The organism is Lysobacter sp. A286, from assembly GCF_054052105.1.
The window spans coordinates 133,701-150,869 of sequence record NZ_JBSVRJ010000001.1 but is presented as its reverse complement, the minus strand read 5'-3'; the positions used below and the strand labels follow the sequence as shown (position 1 = coordinate 150,869).

The 17,169-nt window shown below is 64.8% G+C and carries 19 protein-coding genes, 1 tRNA gene and 1 pseudogene; 5 read left to right on the top strand and 16 right to left on the bottom strand.

Annotation, left to right across the window (positions count from 1 at the left end; genetic code table 11):
• Position 1: 1 nt before the first annotated feature.
• The 6 genes from ACW7G0_RS00740 to ACW7G0_RS00715 all read right to left on the bottom strand — a co-directional run bounded on the left by ACW7G0_RS00740 (position 2) and on the right by ACW7G0_RS00715 (position 5,276).
• Complete coding sequence (locus ACW7G0_RS00740; protein WP_456987000.1) at positions 2–853, bottom strand: ABC transporter permease; 852 nt, start codon at positions 851–853, stop codon at positions 2–4.
• Entirely contained in the window at positions 850–2,028 is a 1,179-nt protein-coding gene (locus ACW7G0_RS00735; RefSeq protein WP_456986999.1) for a cystathionine gamma-synthase, read from the bottom strand. The genes ACW7G0_RS00740 and ACW7G0_RS00735 overlap by 4 nt, the downstream gene beginning before the upstream one ends.
• A gap of 82 nt (positions 2,029–2,110) precedes the next feature.
• Positions 2,111–3,487, bottom strand: a complete 1,377-nt coding sequence (locus ACW7G0_RS00730) for a pyridoxal-phosphate dependent enzyme (protein WP_456986997.1) — start codon at positions 3,485–3,487, stop codon at positions 2,111–2,113.
• Positions 3,488–3,606: 119 nt separating this feature from the next.
• Complete coding sequence (locus ACW7G0_RS00725) at positions 3,607–3,819, bottom strand: YdcH family protein (RefSeq protein WP_456962448.1); 213 nt, start codon at positions 3,817–3,819, stop codon at positions 3,607–3,609.
• 558 nt (positions 3,820–4,377) lie between these two features.
• Entirely contained in the window at positions 4,378–4,971 is a 594-nt protein-coding gene (locus ACW7G0_RS00720; RefSeq protein ID WP_456986995.1) for a hypothetical protein, read from the bottom strand.
• Complete coding sequence (locus tag ACW7G0_RS00715) at positions 4,968–5,276, bottom strand: DUF4398 domain-containing protein (RefSeq protein ID WP_456986993.1); 309 nt, start codon at positions 5,274–5,276, stop codon at positions 4,968–4,970. The genes ACW7G0_RS00720 and ACW7G0_RS00715 overlap by 4 nt, the downstream gene beginning before the upstream one ends.
• A gap of 164 nt (positions 5,277–5,440) precedes the next feature.
• On the opposite strand from ACW7G0_RS00715, the gene ACW7G0_RS00710 reads away from it, so the two are divergent.
• Positions 5,441–6,544: a PilT/PilU family type 4a pilus ATPase gene (locus ACW7G0_RS00710; protein ID WP_456986991.1), complete on the top strand. Its 1,104-nt coding sequence runs from the start codon at positions 5,441–5,443 to the stop codon at positions 6,542–6,544.
• A gap of 326 nt (positions 6,545–6,870) precedes the next feature.
• Here the strand turns inward: ACW7G0_RS00710 and maiA are convergent, their stop codons facing one another.
• From maiA to rplM, 5 genes are all read right to left on the bottom strand, one after another.
• Complete coding sequence (maiA, locus tag ACW7G0_RS00705) at positions 6,871–7,536, bottom strand: maleylacetoacetate isomerase (protein ID WP_456986990.1); 666 nt, start codon at positions 7,534–7,536, stop codon at positions 6,871–6,873.
• A 102-nt stretch (positions 7,537–7,638) separates the two neighbouring features.
• Positions 7,639–8,625: a fumarylacetoacetate hydrolase family protein gene (locus ACW7G0_RS00700; protein ID WP_456986989.1), complete on the bottom strand. Its 987-nt coding sequence runs from the start codon at positions 8,623–8,625 to the stop codon at positions 7,639–7,641.
• A 103-nt stretch (positions 8,626–8,728) separates the two neighbouring features.
• A tRNA-Gln gene (locus tag ACW7G0_RS00695) sits at positions 8,729–8,803 on the bottom strand.
• Positions 8,804–8,828: 25 nt separating this feature from the next.
• Positions 8,829–9,221: a 30S ribosomal protein S9 gene (rpsI, locus tag ACW7G0_RS00690; RefSeq protein ID WP_456986987.1), complete on the bottom strand. Its 393-nt coding sequence runs from the start codon at positions 9,219–9,221 to the stop codon at positions 8,829–8,831.
• A 10-nt stretch (positions 9,222–9,231) separates the two neighbouring features.
• Positions 9,232–9,660 carry a 50S ribosomal protein L13 gene (gene rplM, locus ACW7G0_RS00685; protein WP_456962456.1) on the bottom strand — a complete coding sequence of 143 codons (429 nt, stop codon included), beginning with the start codon at positions 9,658–9,660 and terminating at the stop codon, positions 9,232–9,234.
• A gap of 199 nt (positions 9,661–9,859) precedes the next feature.
• On the opposite strand from rplM, the pseudogene ACW7G0_RS00680 reads away from it, so the two are divergent.
• The 3 genes and pseudogenes from ACW7G0_RS00680 to coq7 all read left to right on the top strand — a co-directional run.
• Positions 9,860–10,111 (top strand): annotated as a pseudogene (locus tag ACW7G0_RS00680) (4Fe-4S dicluster domain-containing protein); the annotation flags it as partial.
• A gap of 366 nt (positions 10,112–10,477) precedes the next feature.
• Positions 10,478–11,152 carry a (Fe-S)-binding protein gene (locus ACW7G0_RS00675; RefSeq protein ID WP_456989405.1) on the top strand — a complete coding sequence of 225 codons (675 nt, stop codon included), beginning with the start codon at positions 10,478–10,480 and terminating at the stop codon, positions 11,150–11,152.
• Positions 11,153–11,392: 240 nt separating this feature from the next.
• Positions 11,393–12,034: a 2-polyprenyl-3-methyl-6-methoxy-1,4-benzoquinone monooxygenase gene (coq7, locus tag ACW7G0_RS00670; RefSeq protein ID WP_456986986.1), complete on the top strand. Its 642-nt coding sequence runs from the start codon at positions 11,393–11,395 to the stop codon at positions 12,032–12,034.
• Positions 12,035–12,292: 258 nt separating this feature from the next.
• On the opposite strand, the gene speD is transcribed toward coq7, so the two are convergent.
• Positions 12,293–13,084 (bottom strand): adenosylmethionine decarboxylase, encoded by a 792-nt coding sequence (speD, locus tag ACW7G0_RS00665; protein ID WP_456963025.1) that lies wholly within the window; start codon positions 13,082–13,084, stop codon positions 12,293–12,295.
• A gap of 179 nt (positions 13,085–13,263) precedes the next feature.
• Here speD and crp point away from each other — a divergent pair, with 179 nt between their 5' ends.
• Positions 13,264–13,953 carry a cAMP-activated global transcriptional regulator CRP gene (crp, locus tag ACW7G0_RS00660; protein WP_456962458.1) on the top strand — a complete coding sequence of 230 codons (690 nt, stop codon included), beginning with the start codon at positions 13,264–13,266 and terminating at the stop codon, positions 13,951–13,953.
• 8 nt (positions 13,954–13,961) lie between these two features.
• Here crp and ACW7G0_RS00655 read toward each other — a convergent pair whose 3' ends face one another.
• Genes ACW7G0_RS00655 through ACW7G0_RS00640 form a run of 4 tightly spaced genes read right to left on the bottom strand, consistent with a single transcriptional unit; the run spans position 13,962 to position 17,168 of the window.
• Positions 13,962–14,726 carry a haloacid dehalogenase-like hydrolase gene (locus ACW7G0_RS00655; protein WP_456986984.1) on the bottom strand — a complete coding sequence of 255 codons (765 nt, stop codon included), beginning with the start codon at positions 14,724–14,726 and terminating at the stop codon, positions 13,962–13,964.
• The gene (trpC, locus tag ACW7G0_RS00650) at positions 14,723–15,514 is read right to left on the bottom strand and encodes an indole-3-glycerol phosphate synthase TrpC (RefSeq protein ID WP_456962460.1); all 792 of its coding nucleotides are present in this window, start codon (positions 15,512–15,514) and stop codon (positions 14,723–14,725) included. Before trpC ends, ACW7G0_RS00655 begins: the two co-directional genes overlap by 4 nt.
• Positions 15,515–15,549: 35 nt before the next feature.
• Positions 15,550–16,584, bottom strand: a complete 1,035-nt coding sequence (gene trpD, locus ACW7G0_RS00645; protein WP_456986983.1) for an anthranilate phosphoribosyltransferase — start codon at positions 16,582–16,584, stop codon at positions 15,550–15,552.
• Positions 16,585–16,589: 5 nt separating this feature from the next.
• Entirely contained in the window at positions 16,590–17,168 is a 579-nt protein-coding gene (locus tag ACW7G0_RS00640) for an anthranilate synthase component II (protein WP_456986982.1), read from the bottom strand.
• Between the last annotated feature and the right edge of the window lies 1 nt (position 17,169).

Here is a 17,169-nt window from a genome sequence, read left to right as displayed (position 1 = left end):
GTCATATCCACAACGGCACATAGCGCGCGTAGCGACGATAAGCCCAGGTCGCTACGGCAAGCCCGACGACCGTCATGATGCCCACGTAGTACAGCGACATCACCTCTACCGGCCGGCCCAAAATGGGCGCCCGGAAGATTTCCACGAAGTGGTAGAACGGATTGGCCCGCATCAACAGTGCACGGACGCTTCCGGCCGGCATCATCTCCGGATACCAGATGATTGGCGTAAGCAGGAACAGGAAAATCGCAGTGGTGTTGAGCAACTGGCCAAAATCCGGGAATCTTGCGCCGGCCAATGCAAAGACTGCGGATATCCACAGGCCATTGAGGTAGATCACCGCGACTGCGGGCACCGACCACAGCAAGCCGGTAAAGGATGGTTGCCCGAAAATGATCAGCGCCACAACCGCAGCGGGGATGTACATGCAGAAGTCAAAAAACGACTTCGCAAGTGATTGCAGCAGGAAGTCGGTCAGCCGCATGTGCCCGTCCATGATGAACGAATGGCTGCCGTTGAATACCGTGGCGCTGCCGATTACCGCGGACATCAATGTACGGAAAACCATTGCTCCCAGTGCCACATACGCAAAAAACTCGCCGGATTGGGTGCTGCTTTGCATGCTCGAAAAGAGCATGCCGAGACCAAATACGTAGACGATCGACGGTGCCAGAAGCCAAAGCACGCCGAAGCGCGACCTGCGCGCCCGCACGATGATGTCGAGCCAGCTGGAGAGCGCCCAGAACTCGGGGTTGCGAAAACTTTCCGCCAACTCGCGCCAGAAAGCACCTGGCGCGGCGGCTCTACGGGTGCTCAGCTGGCGTTGGCCTGATGCTTCTACGGCCTGGCTCACGACAGCGCAGCATCCAGGTCGGCACGCAGGTCATCGACATTCTCGACCCCCACGCTCAGCCGCACCAGATTGTCGGTCACCCCAAGCTCAGCCCGCCGCTCCACCGGCACGCTCGCATGCGTCATGATCGCCGGATGATTCACCAGGCTCTCCACGCCACCCAGTGACTCGGCCAGCGCAAACAGCTTCGTCCGCTCGCAGAACCGCATCGCCGCGTCGACGCCACCCTTGAGGTAGATCGAAACCATGCCGCCAAAGCCATCCATCTGGCGCTTGGCCAGCTCATGCTGCGGGTGCGACTTGAGTCCCGGATAAAGCACCTTCTCGATCGCCGGGTGGCCTTCCAGCCATTCCGCCAGCACCTGTGCGTTCTCGCAATGTGCCTTCATCCGTAGATGCAGGGTCTTCAGGCCGCGCAGCGCGAGGAAGCTGTCGAACGGGCCTTGCACCGCACCGATGGAGTTCTGCAGGAACGCCATCTGCTCGGCCAGTTCTGCGTCGTCGCCGACCACCGCGATGCCGCCGACCATGTCGGAGTGGCCGTTGAGGTACTTGGTCGCCGAGTGCATGACGATATCCGCGCCTTGCTCAATCGGGCGTTGCAGGATCGGCGACGAGAACGTGTTGTCCACGACCACGATCAGGCCGCGCTTGCGGGCGATCGCGGCAATCTGGGCGACGTCGACCAGCTTCAGCAGCGGGTTGGTCGGGGTCTCGATCCAGACCATTTTGGTCTCGGGCCGGATCGCGGCCTCGAATGCGGCGACGTCGCTGAGGTCGACCCAACTGAAGTCCAACCCGGCGCTGCGGCGGCGGACGCGCTCGAACAAGCGGTAGCTGCCGCCGTAGACGTCGTCCATCGCGATCACGTGGTTCCCCGAATCCAGCAGCTCCAGGATGGTCGAGGTCGCAGCCATGCCGGAAGCGAACGCAAACCCGCGGGTGCCCGACTCCAGCGCGGCAACACAACGCTCGTAGGCGAACCGGGTCGGGTTATGGCTGCGGGTGTACTCGAAGCCCTGGTGCACGCCCGGGCTGGACTGCACGTAGGTCGAGGTCTGGTAGATCGGCGTCATCACCGCGCCGGTGCTGGGGTCGGGAGACTGGCCGGCATGGATGGCCAGGGTGCCCAGGCCATGCTTGCGGCCGGAATCGCCGGAGGTGTTTTCGCTCATGGTGGGGTGCTCGTTGGACGGTGATACGCGACCAGCAAGTTTAGCATTGGCCGGGGCGGCCCAAAGCTGAACCTGCCCGGGCTCACTCCACCCGCCGCCGCAAGTGGTTCAGCAGATCGATCCGGGTGATCAGGCCGAGGAAGTGCTCGCCATCGGCAATGATCGCCACGTGGCCGCGGTCGAACACCGGCAGCAGGGACTCGATCGGCGCGCGCATGTCGATCATGTCGAGCTTGCTGACCATCGCGGTGGAGACGGGGTCACGGAAGCGGGCCTCGTCGCCGTAGACATGCAGCAGGGCGTCGGACTCGTCGATGATACCGACCAGTTGGTCGTCGGCCATCACCGGCAGCTGGCTGACGTCGTACAGCTTCATGCGCTGGTAGGCGGTGACCAGCAAATCGTCGGGGCCGACCACCACGGTGTCGCGCTGGGAAAACGGGCGCACGATCAGGTCACGCAGGTCGCCGTGCTGCTCGCGCTCCAGGAAGCCGTTGTCGAGCATCCAGTAGTCGTTGTACATCTTCGACAGGTACTTGTTGCCGGTGTCGCAGACCAGCACCAATACCCGTTTCGGAGTGGTCTGCTCCTGGCAATACTTCAGCGCGGCGGCAAGCTGGGTGCCGGTGGACGAGCCGCCGAGGATGCCTTCCTTTTCAAGCAGCATGCGCGCGGTCAGGAAGCTCTCCTTGTCGCTGATCGCATACGCCTTGGTGACCCGGCTGAAGTCAGAGATGGACGGCAGGAAGTCCTCGCCGATGCCCTCGACCATCCAGCTGGCGGACTTGTCGCTCAGGGTGCCTTCGTTGATGTACTCGGCCAGGATCGAACCGACCGGATCGGCCAGGATCAACTCGGTGTGCGGGGATTTTTCGGCAAAGCAGCGCGACAGACCGGTCATGGTGCCGGAGCTTCCGCAGCCGAACACCACCGCGTCCAGGCCGCCAACCTCGGCCATCTGGGCCAGGATCTCCGGCCCGGTGCCGTGCTCGTGCGCGGCCGGGTTGTCGGGGTTGCCGAACTGGTTGATGAAGTAGGCGCCCGACGTCTCGCGCGCGAGCCGCTCAGCCAGGTCCTGGTAGTAGTCCGGGTGACCCTTGGCCACGTCGGAGCGGGTCAGCACGACCTGCGCACCCATCGCCTTGAGGTTGAATATTTTTTCCCGGCTCATCTTGTCGGGCACGACCAGGATCAGCTTGTAGCCGCGCTGCCGGGCCACCAGCGCCAAGCCCAGGCCGGTATTGCCGGCGGTGCCTTCCACCAGGGTGTCGCCGGGCTTGATATCGCCGCGGGCCTGCGCGGCGTCGATCATCTGCAGGCCGATGCGGTCCTTGATGGAGCCGCCCGGGTTCTGTGATTCAAGCTTGAAGTACAGCTCGCAGACGCCGGTGTCGAGATTCTGGGCCTTGACGATCGGGGTGTTGCCGACCAGGTCGAGTACGGAGGTGGAGATGGACATGCGGGAAAAGAACCCTGGCGCCGTCGGATGCGGCAGACACCAGTGATTCTAAGGGATGCGGGCGATGGCGACCGACGAGGATGGCCACCATCGCCCACGGCCCGATACAACCTTGTTGCTTATTGGGAGGCGTACATCCGACTGAGCCGATCTTTGGCCGCAAGCTTCTCCCGCTTCATCTGGGTCAGAGTGACGTCATCGACCGCCGATACGCCCAGTTCGGCGTCCATCACCTTCTTGTCGAGCTTCTTGTGCCGCTGGTAGAGCTGCTTGAATTCGGGGTTGGCGTTGATCAATGCCTCTATTTCCGGCTGCGCTTGGTCATCGAACATTGAAGCCTCCTTCATCATCACATGAACAAACGCCCCGGCCGGGTGGCCGAGGCGTCATGGGAAATCGCGGGATCACACAGACGGCGGCGGCTCTGTACGCCGTTGCGCTGTCTGGATCGGGAATCTGCTTCATTTGCGGGGCTCATCGCAGGCGGGGAAGCCGCTGCCTGGATGACTGACCCTACTCCAGCCCCGGAAGCTCGGCAAGGGTCATTTGGAGGTGCAGTGGCGGCTCGGATTGCTGAATGCGGCTAGCGGCATGCCGCGGCACCGGGAAACCGTGCCACCGCACGCCTTCACCTAACCAAGTGATTGATGAATAACGATATTTTGACAATATCGTGGAAGGCTTATGCAGTGCGGAAGCGGTCTCAGTTATGCACCGTCATCCCCGCGAAGGCGGGGACCCATGGACTTTGACCGTCAAGCATTAACGTCCATGGATTCCCGCCTTCGCGGGAATGACGATGTGGGGTGGAACGACGATGTGGGGCGGAATGACGATGGGGGCGGGGATGACGATGTGAGGGGCGGGAACCTCAAGCCATCAGGCCTTCCCTACTGGTCGTCTTCCGGCTGTTCGTCCATCAGTTCCGCTTCCTGGCGAGCCAGTTCGGCCTCGCGCGCTCGGGCTGCCTTGAGTCGGGCTGCCTGGGCGCCGGCGACGTCTTTCAACGCGGATTCGACGTCCGCCATGGCGTCGGCGTCGCTGACGGTTTGCTGGCGCAGGCGGGCGGCTTCTTCGGCCTGGATCTGGGTCATGACGCGCAGGCGCTCGGCCTCGGCGCGGGCCTGGGCCGCATCACGACGACTGGCCTCCACCAGCAACTCGCTGCGCTCACGATCCAGTTGGCGGATCTGCTGCTCCATCGCCGCGGTGCGTGCCGCCACCTCGGCAATCCGCACCCGCCGCTGGGCGACGTAACGAGCGCCATCGGCCTGGCTGCTGCGGGCGTTGGCGAGCGTTTCGATGGCCTGTCGCGCCTGCAGCCGCTCGTACGCCGCCAACGAGGCGGTGTCCGGATCGGCATCGAGACTGGCCAACTGCTGGCTCAACTGGGCGACCTCGGTGTCCTGGGCGTGGACGGGCGCGATGGCCAGGCCGGCGGCGAGCGCAAGGGCGGTAATCAGCACGGATGTCTGGAGTTTCATTGGCCACGGCCTCCTTCAACACGTTGCCGCAAGCGATCGACTTCGGCCTGGCGCTGGGCCAGCTCGGTCTTGGCCAAGGCCTCGCGGCTGAGCGCGTACGCCAGGTCCGCATCGGACTGCGACGCCAGGGCCAGCGCGCGGGCGACATCCTGCTTGCCCTCGGTCATGGCACGCTGGGCTCGGGATAATCCTTCGCGCGCCAGCGCCAGCTGTTCATCGGCGTACTGGTCGGCGTCGGCACCGGCGGCGCGCACCACCGCTTGCTGGGCGCTATTGAGTTCGGCGGTCGGTGGAGGCAAGGTCACGCAGGCGCCAAGTGCACAAGCGAGAACTGTGCCCAGTAGCAGGGGACGGATTTGTGCGAAGCTGGGATGCATATGGGGGCCGTGGCAATAGTCTGTCGCGGGTCATTGTGATCAGGCCTGCGCGTGGGATGCAACAATACGCCAGGTAAACAGGGAGTGCGTGCATGGACATCGGCTATTTCCTGAAGCTGATGACGGAGAAGAATGCGTCGGACATGTTCTTGAGCACCGGCGCGCCGGTGTACATCAAGATCGAAGGCCGGCTGCATCCGTTGGGCAATACCGGCTTGCCGCCGGGGCTGGTCAAGAAGATCGCCTACTCGCTGATGGGCGAAGGCCAGGTGCCCCAGTTCGAGCGCGAGCTGGAGCTGAACATGGCCTATGCACTGCCCGACACGGGCCGTTTCCGCATCAACGTGTTCAAGCAGCGTGGCGAGGTCGGCATGGTGATCCGCGCGATCCGCAGCGTGATCCCGTCGATCGAGGAGCTGCAGCTGCCGCAGGTGCTCAAGAACATCATCCTGGAGCCACGTGGACTGGTGCTGATCGTCGGTTCCACCGGCTCCGGCAAGTCGACCACGCTGGCGTCGATGATCGACCACCGCAACCGCAACGTCTCCGGTCATATCCTCACCATCGAGGATCCGATCGAGTACCTGCACCGGCACAAGCGCTCACTGGTCAACCAGCGCGAGGTAGGCCTGGATACCCATGATTTCCAGAGCGCACTGAAAAACGCGATGCGTGAGGCGCCCGATGTGATCCTGATCGGTGAGATCCTCGACCAGACCACCATGGAGGCGGCGATCTCCTTCGCGGAGACGGGGCATCTTTGCCTGGCCACGCTGCACTCCAACAATGCCGACCAGACCATCGAGCGCATCCTCAACTTCTTCCCCGAAGGTGCGCACAAGAACGTGCTGATGAACCTGTCCCTGAACCTCAAGGCCGTGGTCTCGCAGCGGTTGGTGATCGGCACCGATGGACGCCGGTTGCCCGCGGCCGAGGTGCTGATCAACACGCCGCACATCCGCGACCTGATGCGTCGCGGCCAGGTCCACGAGATCAAGCAGGCGATGGAGGAGTCGCTGGAGGCCGGCATGGAGAGCTTCGACCAGTGCCTGTTCCGACTGCAGAAGTCGGGCCTGATCGACATGGAGGAAGCGCTGCAGGCGGCCGATTCACGCGACGGCTTGGCGCTGAAGTTCCGCCTGTCGGAAGGCGCGGGCGAGGAACACGACCCGTACGCCGAGGTGTTTTCCAGCTAGGGGGGGCGGCATAGCTGCCGTTATCTCCGGTGACTGGTGGGCGTCCCGACGGGTCGTCATCCCCGTGAATCGTCGTCATCCCTGCAACTGCCGTCATTCAAAGCCCCCGTCATTCCCGCGAAAGCGGGAACCCAGCGCCTCTGCCTTTCAGCGGCTTGAAGTCACTAGGTTCCCGCTTTCGCGGGAATGACGGCAGTTGCAAGAATGACGGGGATCTTGGAGTGACGTGACCTTGGAACTGCGGGGGGCCTTGGGGTAACGGGACCTTGGAACTGCGGGGGCTTTGGAATGACGGGGAGGTGTTGCTGCTGCCAGCCGCCGCCGGCTCAGTTCGGCTGCGGGGCGTCGGGCTGCAATTCCGGGCGCGCCTGGTCGAATGCGGGTAACGCCAGGCAGGCGCGGTCGATCCGGGCGATGGTCGGGAACTGGCTGACATCCACGCCGAATCGCCGCGCGTTGTAGACCTGCGGGATCAGGCAGCAATCGGCCATGCCGGGGATGTCGCCCTCGCAGAACTCGCCGGTGGCGGGATGGTCGTTCAGCATGGCCTCGATCGCGGCAAATCCGTCGACGACCCAATGCCTTACCCACTCATCGCGCTCGGGTGGCGGCACGTTCCAGGTCCGGTCGAAGTACTGCAGTACCCGCAGGTTGTTGAGCGGATGGATATCGCAGGCCACCGCTTGGGCGATCGCGCGCACGCGTTGGCGGTCGCGGCTGCCGGCGGGCAACAGGGCCGGGGTCGGCCAGGTCTCGTCGAGATATTCCAGGATCGCGACCGACTGGCGCAGGACGCGGTCGCCGTGCTTCAACACCGGCACCAGCTCTTGCGGGTTCAGCTGACGGTAGCTGTCCGCGTGCTGCTGCCCGCCATCGCGAACCAGATGCACCGGTACGGTCTCGTATGCGAGGCCCTTGAGGTTCAGGCCGATGCGCACGCGATAGGCTGCGCTGGAGCGCCAATAGGAATACAGCTGTAGTTGATCCGCCATCTCTTCCCTACCCCGCATCGTCGACATCCCTGCTGGTGCGCCTCGGTTGAATCCGCGCTGGTGACTGCGCACCGTCCGAAAGAACCGGCGCGCGACCGCCGGTCAGCCTTCGTAGCGCTCGATACGTTGATCGATCGCACCAAAGATGCTGTTTCCGTCGGCATCCAGCATCTCGATGCGAACCGTATCACCGTAGCTCATGAAGGGCGTAGTCGGCTTGCCATCGCGCAAGGTCTCCACCGTGCGCAGCTCGGCAAAACATGATGCGCCCAGGCTGGTGTCCTCGTTGGCGATGGTGCCCGAGCCGATAATCGCACCGGCGCACAGTGGCCGGGTCCGGGCCGCATGGGCGATCAACTGGCCGAAGTTGAACTGCATGTCGACGCCGGCCAGCGGGGCACCGAACCACTTGCCGTTGACGTGGGTCAGCATCGGCAAATGCAGCTTGCTGTCGCGCCAGTTGTCTCCCAGCTCGTCGGGGGTCACCAGCACCGGGCTCAGCGTCGAGCGCGGCTTGGATTGCAGGAAGCCGAAGCCCTTGGCCAGTTCACCCGGGATCAGGTTGCGCAGCGAGACGTCATTGATCAGGCCGACCAACTGGATGTGCCCGGCCGCCTGCTCCGGCGTCACCGCCATCGGGACGTCGTCGGTGACCACCACCAGCTCGGCTTCCAGGTCGATGCCGTGTTCCTCGCTGGGAACCCGCACCGGATCGCGCGGGCCGAGGAAGCCGGCGCTCACGCCCTGGTACATCAGCGGGTCGGTGTAGAAGCTCTCCGGCACCTGCGCACCGCGCGCCCGGCGCACGCGCTCCACGTGCGGCAGGTAGGCGCTGCCATCGACGAACTCGTAGGCGCGCGGCATCGGCGCCGCCAACTGGGCCGTGTCCAACTCGAACGCGCCCTCTGCATTGCCGGCGTTCAACGCTTCCGACAGCGCGTTCAGGCGCGGGGCGATGTTGCTCCAGTCCTCAAGGGCGCGCTGCAGGGTGTCGGCAATTCCGCTCGCGCGAACCGCGTGCTTGAGATCGCGCGAGACCACCACCAGGGTGCCGTCACGACCGCCTTCTTTCAGCGAACCAAGCTTCATCGGGATCTCCTTGAGTGCAGCGCCTGCGCGCGATGGTTTCAATTGTAACCGCCTTCACCGAGCAACAAAAAACCCGCCGGCAAAGGCGGGTTTCTTGATGGTATGGCAGCCCCGGATGGATTCGAACCACCGAATGTCTGCGTCAGAGGCAGATGCCTTACCGCTTGGCGACGGGGCTATGAAGCAGATTGTAACGCTAAAATTTAGCGCTTGGAGAACTGGGTCGCACGGCGGGCCTTGTGCAGACCAACCTTCTTGCGCTCGACTTCGCGTGCATCGCGGGTCATGAAACCGGCCTTGCGCAGTTCGGACTTCAACGACTCGTCGTACTCGACCAGCGCACGTGAGATGCCCAGGCGGATCGCGCCGGCCTGGCCGGTGGTGCCGCCGCCGGCAACGGTGACGTTGACGTCGAACTTATCGGTCGACTGGGTCAGCTCGAGCGGCTGGCGCACGATCATGCGGGCCGTCTCACGACCGAAGAACTCCTCGATCGTGCGCTTGTTGATGGTGATCTTGCCCTCGCCCTTGCGCAGGTACACGCGGGCGGTGGAGGACTTGCGGCGGCCGGTGCCGTAATTCTGCTGGATTGCCATATCGGTGCCCTTAGATATCCAGCGGCTGCGGCTGCTGGGCGGTGTGCGGATGCTCGGGGCCTGCATAGACCTTGAGCTTGCGGTACATGGCGCGGCCGAGGGGATTCTTCGGCAGCATGCCCTTGACCGCGATCTCGATGACGCGCTCGGGATGGCGCTCAAGCGCCTGGGCGAGGGTCTCGGTCTTCAGGTTGCCGATGTAGCCGGTGAACCGGTGGTACTTCTTGTCGGCCAGCTTGTTGCCGGTGACCACGATCTTCTCGGCGTTGATGACTACCAGGTAGTCGCCGGTATCGACGTGCGGGGTGTACACCGGCTTGTGCTTGCCGCGCAGGCGGTGGGCCAGTTCGGCGGACAGGCGGCCGAGGGTCTTGCCGGCGGCGTCGACCAGGTACCAGTCGCGCTGGACGGTCTCGTTCTTGGCAGTGAAGGTCTTCATGGCTATATCTATGGGTACCTGGTCGGGCTGATTCCGGCGGTCGACTGCGTGGGCGGTCAACGACAGGTCCGGAATTTCGCCACGCGTTGGAGTGCGGAATTCTCGCCTCGCACCGAAGTGCGGAACGAAAGAGGCGGAATGATAGCGGGACCGGCGGCGCACCGCAAGTCGCTGGGCCGCCCATGTTAGCATCGCCCTCATGCTCGCTGCCAACCGTCCGCCTGCTGTCGACCCGTTGGTAGCGTTGGCCGACCGTTGCGTGCAATGCGGGCTGTGCCTGCCGGTTTGCCCCACCTATGCACGCGACCGGCTGGAGGCGGAATCCCCGCGCGGCCGGATCGCCTTGGCGCGCGCCTGGGCGCTGGAAACCATCGAGCCGGGCGCAACCGGCGACGACCATCTTGACCACTGTCTGGCATGCCGCGCCTGCGAGGCGGCGTGCCCGGCAGGCGTGGAGTATGGCGCGTTGCTGGTCACCGCGCGCGGACGCCAGCGCCAGCGACGCGGCAGCGGCCTGTTGCAGTACCTGCTGGAAGCGCTCACCGCACGACCGCGCCTGCTGACCGGGCTGCTCGGCATGTATCGGCGCATCTATCCCCTGCTTCCGAACGGGCTGCGGGCATTGCCGCGTCCGCCGCGCCCCAATCCATCCGTCACCAATCCACCCGCCACGACGTCCGCCGCCTCGCCGGTCGATGATCCAACTGGCACGCAACCAGTACGGCCTGTGCCTGACCGACATGCGGCTGCCGGATGGCTCGAGCTTGGATCTGGTCGAGGAGATCGCCAACACCCCGGCGCCCACGCTCCTGTCGCCGTGTTCGTCGGCTGTGTTGCCAATGCGTATGAAGCGGATGTCCGTGCCGCGCTGGACCGACTATGCGCGGCGCTGTCGATCGACCTGGTGACGCCTGCGGGGCAGACATGCTGCGGCGCGATCCATGCCCACGCCGGCAATCTCGCCCAAGCGTCGCGACTGTCGGCCATCAACCACACCGCCTTCGCCGGCTACCGGCAGGTACTGACCCTGGCCAGCGGCTGCCACGAATCGGTGGCCGGCGCGCCGGACGGGACGGCCATGGATGCGCTGGCGTTCCTGGACGAGCACCGGGAACGGTTGACGTTTGCCGAGCGCCACGAACGCATCGGCCTGCACCTGCCCTGCACCCAGCGCAACGTGGTCGGCACCGTGCCCGCGCTGCGACGCCTGCTGGCCCGGGTGCCGGGACTGGTGGTGGTAGAAATCGACGCCGGCTACGGCTGTTGCGGAGCGGCCGGCAGCCAGATGCTGACCGATCCCGAACGCGCCGAGTCGTACCGCCAGCCGTTGCTGGCCCAATTGGCCGCCAGTGGTGCCACGCGTCTGCTCAGCGCCAACATCGGCTGCCGGCTGCACCTGGCCGGCGGCACCGCGCTGGAGGTGCAGCATCCGTTGGCGTTCCTGGCCGACGCGTTGATTGTGCCGGGCGATGTCACGACCTCAGTCTACTAGTGTGATGTCCCGCAAGAAACTTTCATCCGTCATCCCCGCAAAGGCGGGGATCCAGAGCCCTTCACTGAGCACCTCGAACACCGGGTCCCGTCATTCCCGCGAAAGCGGGAATCCATGGACGTTAGCCCATTGAGCGCCAAGTCCCTGGATCCCCGCTTTCGCGGGGATGACGAGCAAAATCCCCACCGGAATCGGCCGCATGAACGCACGCCGCCTCACTGCCTCACTGGAATCGACCGCATGAACGCACGCCGCCTGACCGCCATTGATCGCTTTATCGACGACACCCAGCGCGCGCTGGAGACCGTGTTCGGCGCACCGCCGGCGATGCGGCCCAACCCAGGTGCCGGCGAGCCGGAAGTCGTACTGAACGACACCCAGCGTCGCCATGCCGCCGGGCTGATGCGGGTCAACCATGTCGGCGAGGTCTGCGCGCAGGCGCTGTATTGCGGCCAGGCGGCCGTGGCCCGCGATCCGGCCACGCGGGCGCACCTGCTGGAAGCGGCGCAGGAAGAAACCGACCACCTGGCCTGGTGCGGTGACCGCCTGCGCGAGCTCGACGACCGCCCCAGCCTGCTCAACCCGCTGTGGTACGGCGGCAGTTACGCCATCGGCGTATTGGCCGGCTTGCGCGGCGATGGCTGGAACCTGGGGTTCGTTGTCGAGACCGAGCGCCAGGTCGAGGCGCATATCGACGAGCACCTGCAATCACTGCCGCCTGAAGACGCCCGTAGCCGCGCAATCCTGGAGGTGATGAAGGCCGACGAAGCCCGCCACGCCGATAACGCCGAAGCCGCCGGTGCGCGAATCCTGCCGCCGCCGATCCCGAGCATCATGGCCGCAGCATCCAAGGTAATGAAGACGATCGCCTACCGGGTTTGAGATGGTTTTACGCGGCGCCTTTAGCTCTTCGGGCGCCGACGCGGCGTCCTGTCCGGGGATTGCGGAGAGTGCGCCATGGATGGCGCACGGCGGTGAGTGCGGCCATGGATGGCCGCCCGAACCGGGTAGCAATGCCCGGACAGGGCGGCGCTCCCGCCGAAGCCGAGAACCTCCACCCGCCGTGGCCGTTGCCTTCACCACAAGCACCCGAAAAAAGCCGGCATCTGGCCGGCCTTCCCGAAGCGCGCCCTACGCCGATCAGTCGACCAGGTTGCGCCCGTGGTACAGCTCCTCGATCTCGCGCTTGAGCCTCGCCTCGATCTTCATGCGCTCCTTGAACGACAGGTTGCGCGCCTTCTCCTCGAACAGGTACTGGTCCAGGTCGAAGTCCTTCAGGTGCATCTTGGTGTGGAAGATGTTTTCCTGGTACACGTTCACGTCGAGCATCTCGTAGCGCGACTTGATGTTCTTGGCCAGGTAGTCCTGGATCGAGTTGATCCGGTGGTCGATGTAGTGCTTCTTGCCCTTGATGTCGCGGGTGAAGCCACGCACGCGGTAGTCCATCACCACGATGTCGGACTCCAGGCTCTCAATCAGGTAGTTCAACGCCTTCAGCGGTGAGATCACCCCGCAGGTCGCCACGTCGATGTCGGCACGGAAGGTCGCGATGCCGTTGTCCGGATGCGTCTCCGGATACGTGTGCACGGTGATGTGCGACTTGTCCATGTGCGCGACCACCGCCTCGGAGATCACGCCCTTCGCATCGGACTTGTCGACCACCGGCTCCTCGGAGATCAGGATCGTCACCGACGCGCCCTGCGGGTCGTAGTCCTGGCGCGCGATGTTGAGGATGTTGGCACCGATGATGTCCGCCACATCCGTCAGGATCTGGGTCAGGCGATCGGCGTTGTACTCCTCGTCGATGTACTCGATGTAGCGTTGCCGTTCCTCCTCGGAGGCGGCAAAACTGACGTCATAGATGTTGAACGAGAGCGCTTTGGTGAGGTTGTTGAAACCCTGCAACCTCAGGCGCGGCAACGGCTTGACCACTATGCATGACCCGGACACGACAGGAACGGCGGATTATGCGGCAATTGTCCCCGCGTTGAAAACGCAGCGGGCCCGGCAGCCAGCCCCGATTCACCGGCCGAGATGCCAATTTGGGTCAAGGTTTGCTACTTAGCGCCAGTTCATCCTAAGCTCCGGTTGATAGCCTGAACCCCACTGACATGTCAGCCAACCCGGTAGACCCTGTGACTGCATTGCGCCGAACCCATAGCCCGTTGACTCCCGATGGCGCGACCATCGAACGCTTCCTCGCCCACTGCCACCGCCGACGCTATCCGTCACGAACGGATGTATTCCGTCCCGGTGACCCGGCCAGCACGCTGTATTACATCGTCTCCGGCTCGGTCAGCATCATCACCGAGGAAGACGACGACCGCGAATTGGTGCTGGGGTACTTTGGTCCCGGCGAGTTCGTTGGTGAGCTGGGATTGTTCGTCGAGAGCGATCAACGCGAGGTGATCCTGCGCACCCGCACGCCCTGCGAGCTCGCGGAAATCGGCCACGAGCGCGTCTACGACCTGCTGCTGTCACGCCTGGCTCCCGACGCGCCAAAACTGCTGTACGCGATCGCCTCGCAGATCTCCCAGCGTTTGCTCGATACCAGCCGGAAGGCCGGCAGCCTGGCATTCCTGGACGTCACCGACCGCATCGTCCGCGCCCTGCACGACCTGGCGAAGGAACCCGAGGCGATGACCCACCCCGACGGCACCCAGCTGCGGGTGTCCCGCCAGGAGCTTTCGCGCCTGGTGGGTTGCTCGCGCGAGATGGCCGGCCGGGTGCTGAAGAAGCTGCAGATCGACGGCAAATTACACGCGCGTGGCAAGACCGTGGTCCTGTACGGCACGCGCTGACGCCGGCCTTACGGCAACACCGCGTCGCGCGCCGGAACCGGATCGCCGCCGCGGTCCACGCAACCCCAGTTGAGGATCGGTGTACCGGCCGGTAGCACCCGGCGGAACATGGCCACCCGGCTCTGCTTGGGATTCACCACGACGGGTTTTTGCGCGGCCTTGAGCAGTGGCAGGTCGGCGCTGCTGTCGGAATAGGCGATCGCCACGGGCGCGGTAAACCCCGCGTCGCGCAGCATCGTCATCTTCATTTCCGCATGGCAATGGCGCTTGGCACCGATCCCTCCCAGTCGCGGACCGACCAGGGTGCCGACCACCGGCAGATCTTGGTGGGCGACGAAGGCGAGGATCGCGCGGGCCAGCTCCGGCGGCGCGCCGGTGGCAATCACCACCTTGTCATCCGCCGTGCGGTGCACCTGCAATACGTCCAGCGCGACCGGCAACAGCCGCGCCTGCAGTTGCGTGGCATGGATCTGGACGTAACGATCGATTTCCATGTCGAGGTCCCGGCGCCGGTGCAGGCCGACCGTGCCGGCCCAGACAAAACCGGAAATCCCGACCCGGCGCGTTGGCAGCAGTGCGACCATCGGCCCGAATACCGGTGCGATCAGCGCCGCCAAGGCGATCCGCCACCAGTCGCGCATGATCAGCCAGCGGAACAGATGGCCGCCGGAATCCCCGTCGTAGAGCGTGTGGTCGAAATCGAACACCACCAGTGGCGCGTCCTCGCGGCCGCCGGGAGTCGCGGCGTGCGGCGCGGGACCGGCGAGGGTCACGGCGCGAACATCCGCTGCAGGGCCGCACCCGGGTCGCGCTCGCGCATGAACGACTCGCCGATCAGGAAGGTGTGGATGTCGGCGCCACGCAACCGCGCCACGTCGTCGCGGCTGGCGATGCCGCTCTCGGTGACCATGGTCCGGTCCGGCGGCACCACGTCCTTCAGTTGCAGCGAGGTGTCGAGCGACACCTCGAAGGTGCGCAGGTCGCGGTTGTTGACGCCGATCAGCTCGCAGTCTGCCTGCAGCGCGCGCTCCAGTTCGTCGATGTCGTGAACCTCGACCAGCACGTCCATGTCCAGTTCGTGGGCGAGGTTGGCCATCTCCACCAGCGGCCCATCCTCCAGAGCGGCGACGATCAGCAGGATGCAGTCGGCGCCGATCATGCGCGCCTCATAGACCTGGTACGGATCGACGATGAAGTCCTTGCGCAGCACTGGCAGGGCGCAGGCGTCACGGGCCTCGCCGAGGTAGCGGTTGCTGCCCTGGAAGAAATCGACGTCCGTGAGGACGGACAAACAGGCAGCACCGCCGGCTTCGTAGCTGCGGGCGATCGCAGCGGGATCAAAATCCTTGCGGATCAGGCCCTTGGACGGGCTGGCTTTCTTTACCTCGGCGATCACCGCCGCCTCCCCCGCCGCGTGCTTGCGCCGGATCGCATCGACGAAGCCACGCGTCGGCGGCTGGTTGCCGGCGCGGGCGCGGACGCTGTCGAGCGTGCGGATCTGGCTGCGCTGGCGGATCTCCTCATGCTTGCGGGCGAGGATTTTTTGCAGAATGTCGGTCATTGCTTGTTGCTGGCTCCGGTCATGACGATGCGATCTTACTGTCCCGCGAGTTCGCGGGTGGTGGTCACGAACTCGTCCAGTTTGGCCCGGGCCGCGCCGGACGCGATCACCTGGCGTGCGCGTGCAATACCGTCGGCGATGCTCTCGGCGACGCCGGCCACGTACAGCGCCGCGCCGGCGTTCAGGGCGACGATTTCACGCGGCAGGCCATCGACGTTGTCCAGCGCCTGCAACAACATGTCCTTCGACTCGGTCGGATTGGCGACCTGCAGGTTGCGGCTGGCCGCCATCGCGATGCCGTAATCCTCCGGGTGCACCTCGTACTCCCGCACTTCGCCATCGCGCAATTCGCCCACCAGCGAGCCGGCGCCGAGTGACAGCTCGTCCATGCCGTCGCGGCCCCACACCACCAGTGCCCGCTGCGCGCCCATCTTCTTCAGTACCCGAACCTGGATGCCGACCAGGTCCGGGTGAAACACGCCCATCAGGATATTCGGTGCGTTGGCCGGATTGGTCAGCGGGCCGAGGATGTTGAACAACGTACGCACGCCCATCTCGCGGCGCACCGGCGCGACCACCTTCATCGCCGGGTGGTGCAGCGGCGCGTACATGAAGCCGATGCCGGTGCGCTCGATGCATTGCGCCACCTGCGCGGGCTGCAACTCGATCGCCGCGCCCAGGGCTTCAAATGCATCCGCGCTGCCGGACTTGGACGACACGCTGCGGCCCCCATGCTTGGCGACCCGGCCACCGGCGGCGGCGATCACGAAGCTGCTGGCGGTTGAGATGTTGAAGGTGTTAGCGCCGTCGCCGCCGGTGCCGACGATGTCGATCAGGTGGGTGCGGTCGGCGACCTCGACCGGCAGCGCGAACTCACGCATGACCTGCGCGGCGCCGGCGATCTCGCCGACGGTTTCCTTCTTCACCCGCAGCCCGGTGATGATCGCCGCGGTCATCAGTGGCGACACCTCCCCACGCATGATCATGCGCATCAGGTCGACCATCTCGTCATGGAAGATTTCGCGGTGCTCGATCACGCGTTGCAGGGCTTCTTGTGGGGTAATCGGCATGACTCTCAACGCTCCATAAAATTCTTCAACAACGCGTGTCCGTGTTCGGTCAGGATCGACTCGGGATGGAACTGCACGCCCTCGACCGGATGCTCACGGTGGCGCAGGCCCATGATTTCATCAAAGCTGCCGTCCGCATGGTCGGTCCAGGCGGTGATCTCAAGACAGGCCGGCAATGTCTCGCGCGAGACCACCAGTGAGTGATATCGGGTGGCTTCGTAGGCATCCGGCAGGCCGGCGAACACGCCCTTGCCCTCGTGCCGGATCCGCGAGGTCTTGCCGTGCATGATCGTCTTCGCACGCACCACGTCGCCGCCGTAACACTGGCCCAGGGCCTGGTGGCCCAGGCACACACCCAGGATCGGCGTACGCGCGCCCAACTGGCGGATCAGATCGATCGACACCCCGGCCTCATTGGGCGTGCACGGCCCCGGCGAGATCACGATGCGCTCCGGCTCCAGCGCCGCGATCTGCGGCACCGACAGCTCGTCGTTGCGGATCACCTGGACCTCGGCACCCAGGGTTTGCAGGTACTGCACGATGTTCCAGGTGAAGCTGTCGTAGTTGTCGATCATCAGCAGCACG